This is a genomic window from Arthrobacter sp. 35/47 (assembly GCF_000520475.1).
Taxonomy (GTDB): domain Bacteria; phylum Actinomycetota; class Actinomycetes; order Actinomycetales; family Micrococcaceae; genus Arthrobacter_D; species Arthrobacter_D subterraneus.
Genome location: NZ_KI914620.1, coordinates 1 through 5,159, shown reverse-complemented (window position 1 = coordinate 5,159; position 5,159 = coordinate 1). Strand labels below are relative to the sequence as shown.

Below are 5,159 nucleotides of genomic sequence, written 5' to 3'. Positions count from 1 at the left end.
CGGCCGGAGCCGAGTGCGGCCGCGACCAGTTCACCGGCGACTCCTGCCACTGCTGCCCGGCTCGGCTCCGCCGAGCTGAGCGATCCGGCCTCCGTGACCGTGGTCGTCAACAAGAAGCGCCCGCTCGACCCCATCGACTACTTCCCCTCCGGACTGGTGCTGCCCGCGGTGCCGCTTGCCGTACAGGAGCCCAACGCGCTGCTCCGCGGAGACACCGCAGCCGCAGTTCAGGACCTCTTCGCGGCAGCAGCGGACGACGGCGTCGGCCTCACCCTGGTCAGCGGATACCGCTCCTACCAGGACCAGGTCTCCACCTATGAGCACTGGGTCGCGCAGAACGGCGGAGACACGGCCGCCGCTGACCGCATCTCGGCCCGGGCAGGCTTCTCCGAACACCAGACGGGACTGGCGTTCGACGTCGGCCAGGACGACGGCGCCTGCACCCTCTCCCCCTGCTTCGCGGACACGGCGGCCGGTCAGTGGATGGCAGCCAACGCGCATCGCTTCGGGTTCGTCCTGCGGTACCCGGACGGCGCGGAAGGCACCACCGGGTTCTCCGGAGAGGCCTGGCATTACCGCTACGTGGGTCCGGACGTCGCCGAAGCAATGCGGGCTGAGGGAACCAGGACCCTGGAGGAATACTTCGGGCTTCCGGCGGCCCCCGGGTACTGACCCCCGGAACTTTTGCGCACCTATGGCGGGCCCGGGCGACGTCAGCTCACCAGAAGTGCGCGAAAGTTCCAGTAGCGTGAAGGCATGCTCAACGGTTTCAAGGAATTCATCATGAAGGGCAACGTCATTGATCTGGCGGTTGCCGTGGTTATCGGTGCGGCGTTCGGAGCGGTGGTGTCATCGCTGGTGGAGAACGTCCTCATGCCCCTGATCTCAGCCCTGGTCGGGTCGCCGAACTTCGACGATTTTGCGAAGGTGACCATCAACGGCAACGAGATCCTGTTCGGTGCGTTTCTCACCGCCGTCGTGAACTTCCTGCTGATCGCGGCCGCCGTCTACTTTGTCATCGTGATGCCGATGAACAAGCTTGTGCACCGCCGTGACCGGAAGCTGGACCTGGAAGAGAAGGTTGAGGAGGTCGATCCGCAGGTGGCGCTGCTGACCGAGATCCGGGACAGTATCCGCCAGCGTTCCCTGTAAGCCCTGATACCCGAAGACAGCTGAAGGGCGGAGACATAGGTCTCCGCCCTTCGATCGCTATGTTGTGGCCGGTCAGGCAGGCTCCAGCGCCAGCTGGTTCTGCACGATCCCCGCCAGGGTCTCCGCGGTGCGCTCAGCGGTCACCATGTCGGCGGCTTCCACCATCACGCGCACAACGGGTTCGGTACCCGAGGGGCGCAGCAGCACCCGGCCGGTTTCACCAAGCGCGGCCTGCGCTTCACGGACAGCACGCTGCACCTCGTCGTCGCTGTTGACGCTGCCCTTGTCGACGCCCTTCACATTGATCAGCACCTGGGGAAGCTTGGTCATGATCGTAGCGAGCTCCTTGAGGCTCCGGCCGGTCAGCGCGACCTGCGCCGCGAGCTGGAGGCCGGTCAGGACGCCGTCGCCGGTGGTTGCGTAGTCGGCAAAAATCACATGGCCGGACTGTTCGCCGCCGAGGCTGAAACCGCCGTCGCGCATTCCTTCGAGGACGTAACGGTCACCGACCGCGGTCTCCCGCAGGCTGATCCCCGCCTCACGGAGGGCGAGCTTGAGGCCAAGGTTGCTCATGACCGTGGCCACCAGGGTGCTGTCCTTCAGGCGGCCGGCCCCGTTGAGTGCAACAGCCATGATCGCCATGATCTGGTCACCGTCAACAACGGTTCCCTCGTGGTCGACCGCGAGGCAGCGGTCAGCATCGCCGTCGTGCGCAATTCCGAGGTGCGCGCCGTGTTCCAGCACCGCGGCCTGGAGCAGCTCAAGATGGGTGGAGCCGCACCCGTCATTGATGTTGTTGCCGTCCGGGTCTGCACCGATCACAACGATTTCCGCGCCGGCATCCGAGAACACCTGAGGGGAACATCCGCTGGCAGCGCCGTTGGCGCAGTCCAGGACCACCTTCAACCCGTCGAGACGGTGCGGGAGGGACTGCAGGAGGTGCACGATGTAGCGGTCTTCCGCATCCGCGAATCGCTGGATCCGGCCGACGTCCGGGCCGACGGGCCGGTGCTTGGGTGCGTTCAGTTCGGTTTCGATCGCGTCTTCGAGAGCGTCATCGAGTTTCTTGCCGCCGCGGGCGAGGAACTTGATGCCGTTGTCCGGGGCGGGATTGTGGGAGGCGGAGATCATGACGCCGAAGTCCGCGTCCAGATCCGCCACGAGGAACGCCGCGGCGGGGGTGGGCAGGACACCTGCGTCATAGACGTCGACGCCGGCACTGGCCAGGCCCGCTTCGACGGCAGCGGCGATGAAGTCGCCGCTGATCCGCGGATCGCGTGCAATGACAGCGGTGGGCCGCCGACCGTCGGCCTGCTGATGTCCGAGCACGACGGCGGCCGCCTGGGCAAGCTGAAGGGCAAGTTCTGCGGTGAGGAGGCCGTTCGCCTGACCGCGGACACCATCGGTCCCAAATAATCTAGTCATCGTGGTCCATCCTAGGTCAGATGAGCGTGAGCCCCATGGAGCTGCGGTTTAAAGGCGTTACGCCCGCCCGGCAACTGCCGAGCGGGCGTAACGGGTGAAGCAAAACTTTTCGCTCCGAGTGCTTGAGAAGCCGAGTGGCACAAGCGTGGAGCCAATCGCTGGAAAAAGCCGAGGGGACCCAAGGAATAACGCGCCAGCGGTATTCCCTGGGTCGGGCGATTTTTACCGCTTGGAGTACTGAGGCGCCTTGCGTGCCTTCTTGAGACCGGCCTTCTTGCGCTCGATGACGCGGGCGTCACGGGTCAGGAAGCCTGCCTTCTTGAGGGCGGGGCGGTTGTTGTCGCGGTCAATCTCGTTGAGCGCACGGGCAACACCGAGGCGCAGCGCGCCGGCCTGGCCGGAAGGGCCACCACCGTGGATGCGTGCAATGACGTCGTACGCACCGTCGAGCTCGAGGAGCTTGAACGGATCGTTGACTTCCTGCTGGTGGAGCTTGTTGGGGAAGTAGTCAGACAGCTCGCGGCCGTTGACAATCCACTTGCCGGTGCCGGGCGTCACGCGGACGCGTGCAACGGCTTCCTTGCGACGGCCTACAGCGGAACCACCGACGGTGAGCGCAGGGCGCTCCTTGACGGGGGTCTCTGAGGCGGGTGCGGATTCCGAGGTGTAGCTTGTGAGCTCCTCGGTAGGTTCATTCAGCTCTTCAGTGTTCTGAGCCACGGTTCTCCTTGAGTGATTCTTAGTCTGTGGTGGCCAGGACTACTGAGCGACCTGGGTGATTTCGAAAGTCTGGGGCTTCTGGGCCGCGTGCGGGTGCTCCGCACCGCGGTAGACCTTCAGCTTGCCGATCTGCTGGGCAGCGAGGGAGGTCTTGGGCAGCATGCCCTTGATGGCCTTCTCCACAGCGCGAACCGGGTTCTTCTCCAGCAGCTCTGCGTAGTTGACGGACTTCAGGCCACCCGGGAAACCGGAGTGGCGGTAGGCACGCTTCTGCTCGAGCTTGGCGCCGGTGAGGGCAACCTTCTCGGCGTTGATGATGATGACGAAGTCGCCCATATCCATGTGGGGGGCAAAGGTCGGCTTGTGCTTTCCGCGCAGCAGTGTTGCGGTCTGGCTGGCAAGACGGCCTAGGACAACGTCGGTGGCGTCAATGACGTGCCACTGGCGGTTGATGTCGCCGGGCTTCGGGGTGTACGTACGCACGGTTTTTGCCTTCGTTTCTTGTCTACGGTGACGCCGGCGTTCTGAAAGGAAAACCTCCAGATACCAACGCAGCTGATGCATGCGTTACCGGGACTTCAGGTGAGGACTGAAACTGGACCGGTGATCCCTGGGTTCTCGGCCATTTCCGCGGACCAGGTAGCTCTGCAACTGAGCCGCACGCGGACATGGACGTATCGAGATGGGACACGCACAACGACTTCCAAGATTAGCGTGCACCGACCCCACCGGTCAAAACGCGGGTCAAAACATGGGTACTGCCCCGTGAAACCTTGAGCATAGGATGGCAGGAGGTTGATCGAGGGGGTAGGGCAACGAGGTGAAGCTGGTCCATCTTGCTTCGCGCCGTTCCGACGCCCGTCGCAGCCTTCTGGCCATCATAGCGCTGACGCTCGCGGTCCTGACGGCGGTCCTTGCCGGGATCAGCGGCACCACCCACCTCGCGGCCACCGGGGCCCTGCGCTCCCTCGCCGCAGGCTCCGGCTCCGGCTCCGGCTCCGGCTCCGGCTCCGAGGGATTCTTCAGGATCCACACCTCCCAGTCCGACGACGCCACCGAACAGCAGCGCGCCGCTGAAGAAGCCTTCGCGGAGCTCAGACTAACCAACGGTCTGGAAATCTCCACAGCTTCCTACTCGCCGCCCCGCCCGCTGGTGCCCTCCGGCGGCAGCGCCACCAACCTACCCTCCGATCTCACCTTCCTGCCGGTCGGCTGGACCCCGACGACGACGCCGGCAGCTGGCTCCCTCGAACCCTTCACCGCGGGCGGAACAACCCTGGACGGGACACCCCCGGGAGGGACGACCGAGAGCGGCCACGTCCCCGCCGCTCTCGAAGCCTCGACGGCGGACGCGCTCGGGCTGGTACCAGGCGATACCTTCGCGGTCGAGGGCGCGGACGGCACGCTTCGGCTTGAACTGGTGGCCGCCCTGAATTCCACCGGCCCGGATGCCGCCTTCCTGGACCCCGTGCCCGTCCAGGGCGCGGAGACGATGCCGACCGCCGTCGTCGTTCCTCCCGATGCCATACCCAGGCTGACCGGTGATCCGAAAGTCCAGTGGATCTTCACGGTGGACGCGGACACGGCGGACGCGGCTGGGCTGGCCCGGCTCGCTGAGGGTTTGCGCCAGCTGCCGCAGCGGCTCGGCAGCGATACGGCGGTGAACAGCGGCGGCGTGGTTCCGTCCGGAGGGCTCGCCGGCGTGCTCTCCTCCGCGGCCGACGCAACGCAGTCTGTGAGCGCTGTCCTCCCGATTGCGCTCGTGGTGCTCGTTGCCCTGAGCGCCGTGACTGTCGTCCAGTTCACGCGGCTGCTCGCCGGCACGCGGGCAGCCGAGGACCGGCTGCTGGGCGCCCGCGGCC

Annotated in this window: 5 protein-coding genes and 1 pseudogene; 3 read left to right on the top strand and 3 right to left on the bottom strand. The window is 65.7% G+C overall.

Annotation, left to right across the window (positions count from 1 at the left end; translation table 11 throughout):
- Both X803_RS20715 and mscL read left to right on the top strand, forming a co-directional pair.
- Positions 1 to 672: M15 family metallopeptidase (locus X803_RS20715; RefSeq protein ID WP_253907501.1), on the top strand; the 672-nt coding region annotated here is incomplete at its 5' end.
- 84 nt (positions 673 to 756) lie between these two features.
- Positions 757 to 1,152: a large conductance mechanosensitive channel protein MscL gene (gene mscL, locus X803_RS0116170; protein ID WP_026545940.1), complete on the top strand. Its 396-nt coding sequence runs from the start codon at positions 757 to 759 to the stop codon at positions 1,150 to 1,152.
- A 72-nt stretch (positions 1,153 to 1,224) separates the two neighbouring features.
- Here the strand turns inward: mscL and glmM are convergent, their stop codons facing one another.
- The 3 genes from glmM to rplM all read right to left on the bottom strand — a co-directional run bounded on the left by glmM (position 1,225) and on the right by rplM (position 3,780).
- A complete protein-coding gene (glmM, locus tag X803_RS0116165; RefSeq protein ID WP_026545939.1) occupies positions 1,225 to 2,577 on the bottom strand; it encodes a phosphoglucosamine mutase in 1,353 nt (450 codons plus the stop codon).
- A gap of 222 nt (positions 2,578 to 2,799) precedes the next feature.
- Positions 2,800 to 3,297 (bottom strand): 30S ribosomal protein S9, encoded by a 498-nt coding sequence (rpsI, locus tag X803_RS0116160; RefSeq protein ID WP_026545938.1) that lies wholly within the window; start codon positions 3,295 to 3,297, stop codon positions 2,800 to 2,802.
- 39 nt (positions 3,298 to 3,336) lie between these two features.
- Complete coding sequence (gene rplM, locus X803_RS0116155) at positions 3,337 to 3,780, bottom strand: 50S ribosomal protein L13 (protein WP_026545937.1); 444 nt, start codon at positions 3,778 to 3,780, stop codon at positions 3,337 to 3,339.
- A gap of 337 nt (positions 3,781 to 4,117) precedes the next feature.
- On the opposite strand from rplM, the pseudogene X803_RS20710 reads away from it, so the two are divergent.
- Positions 4,118 to 5,159 (top strand): annotated as a pseudogene (locus X803_RS20710) (hypothetical protein); the annotation flags it as partial.

What these genes read in the sequence shown, in the direction of transcription:
- mscL (WP_026545940.1), top strand. Translation starts at nt 757, where the DNA reads ATGCTCAACGGTTTCAAGGAATTCATCATGAAGGGCAACGTCATTGAT.
- glmM (WP_026545939.1), bottom strand. Translation starts at nt 2,577, where the DNA reads ATGACTAGATTATTTGGGACCGATGGTGTCCGCGGTCAGGCGAACGGC.